We start from the raw sequence: 2,547 nt of genomic DNA on the forward strand, positions 1-2,547 counted from the left end.
CCGTTGCCGACCCCCCAAAGGGAATCGGACTTTGATCCAAAGGAATCTCACCCGGTAAAAACCGGGACGAGGTTATTTGGCATTTGACAAGTGCACGCTGTTGAGTTCTCAAGGATCGGATGCTCCTGCTGGCCGGCCTCTCGGCCTGCCCTGCAGGGCAACTTCTCTATCTTACCCATCTCCTCGCGCTTGTCAAATCGACCAGCGGGTGAGGTGGGAAGCTCCATCCGCGTCAGAAGACACTCGATCCGAAGATCGAAGAGGATGGGGTGTTGCCACTTGAGGGGTGCGGGGCTCTCGGCCTCTCCGCTGTCCCTGTGGGGCCAACAGAGAAAACAATACGTCGATCCTGGGGACTCGGCAAATCTGGCGCGCATCCCGGGAGTGTCGCCCGGAATCACGCGGCCAGAAGGGTGCGCACGGCGTCGACGAGCACCGCTCCCCCGGACGCCGCGAGTGCCTGTGAGACCGCGGACTGCGTGATCCCCTCGACCTCTGCGATCGCGCGCTGCGTGTCGCCGATGCACCGGCTGTACGTGATGCGCCGACCCCGCTCGGTCATAGCCGTCACGAGCTGATCGCGCGCGACGAATCCCGAGTTCGCCAGCCGAACCGCCTCCAGCGCTGCGGCATCGTGCCCGTCGGCGGCGGCCGCCCATGTGCGAACACCGGGAAGGGAACGGCTCTGCTTCGCGTGCACAGTGTCGATCGCTGCGCGGGCTGCCCACCAGGCGGGCCCCTCCGAGATGGTGCCGACGGTCACCGACGGCACGTCGTCAAGCGAACCCACGCCCATGCCGAAACGGCACTCGACGCCATCGGGGAGAGCGAGGCGAAGCAGGAGCACTCCAGCGGACGCCGCGGCAAGAGTCGGGTAGACGCCCTGAAGCTCATCCCCGACCGTGGGTCTCAGGGGCCGCTCCGCGAGTGCGAAGTCCGACTCCACCCGGGCGACGGCGGCCTCGAGGCGCTGTTGCGCGCCGCCCCGGTCGCTGAGGGCACGGGACCCGACGATGTCGGCGGTGACTGCCACACTCATGCAATAAGAGTACAGCTTATGTTTCTCGGATATAAGGGCTTGTCTTATGTGTTAGATCCCGAGGGCGTGGGCGACGCTCTGGGCCCGGGCGACCAGCTCGGCGCGCTGCTCGTCGACGCGCACCGGAGCCGTGCCGCCGACCCCGTCCCGGCTCGCCACCGAGCCCTGGATCGACAGCACCTCTCGCACCTGCGGCGTCAGCTGCGGGGAGATCTCGGCGAGGAGGTCGTCGCCGGCATCCTGCAGTTCCATCCCTCGCTGCTCGCACGCCCGCACCAACGCGCCAGAGATCTCGTGCGCGTCGCGGAAGGGCACTCCGCGCTTGACCAGCCATTCGGCGACATCCGTGGCCAGTGAGAATCCCTGCGGGGCGAGAGAGGCCATGCGCTCGGTGTCGAAGCGCAGCGTCGCGACCATGCCGGCGAACGCCGGCAGCACGACTTCGAGCGTGGTCACGGAGTCGAAGACCGGCTCTTTGTCCTCTTGCAGGTCGCGGTTGTAAGCCAGCGGAAGCGCCTTCAGAGTCGCGAGCAGGCCCGAGAGGTTGCCGATGAGCCGCCCCGCCTTGCCACGGGCGAGCTCGGCGATGTCGGGGTTCTTCTTCTGCGGCATGATGCTCGACCCCGTCGAGTACCCGTCGTCGAGTGTCACGAATCCGAACTCGCGGGTGTTCCAGATGATGATGTCCTCGGCGAAGCGCGAGAGATCCACCGCGATCATCGCCGCGATGAACGCGAACTCCGCGACGACATCACGCGCGGCGGTACCGTCGAGAGAGTTCTCGGCCGGCCGGGCCAGGCCCAGCTCGTCGGCGACCAGCTGCGGGTCCAGCCCCAGCGTCGCTCCTGCCAACGCTCCCCCGCCGTAGGGCGAGACGCTCGCGCGCGCCGTCCAGTCGCGCAGGCGCTCGAGGTCGCGCACCAGTGGCCAGGCATGGGCCTGCAGGTGGTGCGCCAAGAGGATGGGCTGGGCGTGCTGCAGGTGCGTGCGCCCGGGCATGATCGCGGTGGAATGCGCCTCGGCCTGGGCCACGATCGCATCGATGACCCGCAGGATCTCCCTGGCGATCAGCCGCGAGTGATCGAGCAGGTACATGCGCACGAGGGTGGCGATCTGGTCGTTGCGGCTGCGACCGGCGCGCAGCTTGCCCCCGAGCTCCGCGCCCACCTCGGCGATGAGCGCGGCTTCCAGCGCGCCGTGCACGTCCTCGTCGTCCGGGCCGGCGACGAGGGTGCCGTCCTGCACGGCGGCGGCCAGTGCGTCCAGGCCCGCGTGCATGCGCCCTTCCTCGTCGGCGGTCAGATAGCCCGCGGCGGCGAGCGCCTTGGCGTGGGCATGGGAGCCGGCGATGTCGTACGGGGCCAGCGCCCAGTCGAAGTGAGTGGAGCGGCTCAGCGCCGCCAGTTCCGGCGAGGGGCCAGAGGCGAACCGTCCGCCCCACAGTGCGCCCGCGTTCGTGCCTTCACTTTTGCTTCCGCTCACCTGGTCAGCCTACCGGGGCCGACCGC

The 2,547-nt window shown here is 68.4% G+C and carries 2 protein-coding genes; both read right to left on the bottom strand.

What is annotated here, in order from left to right; translation table 11 throughout:
* Window positions 1-397 precede the first annotated feature (397 nt).
* Window positions 398-1,039, bottom strand: a complete 642-nt coding sequence (locus tag NQ160_RS22155) for a SatD family protein (protein ID WP_257517202.1) — start codon at window positions 1,037-1,039, stop codon at window positions 398-400.
* 51 nt (window positions 1,040-1,090) lie between these two features.
* Window positions 1,091-2,521 (bottom strand): argininosuccinate lyase, encoded by a 1,431-nt coding sequence (gene argH / locus NQ160_RS22160; protein WP_257517203.1) that lies wholly within the window; start codon window positions 2,519-2,521, stop codon window positions 1,091-1,093.
* Between the last annotated feature and the right edge of the window lie 26 nt (window positions 2,522-2,547).

Source organism: Microbacterium sp. zg.Y909, from assembly GCF_024626565.1.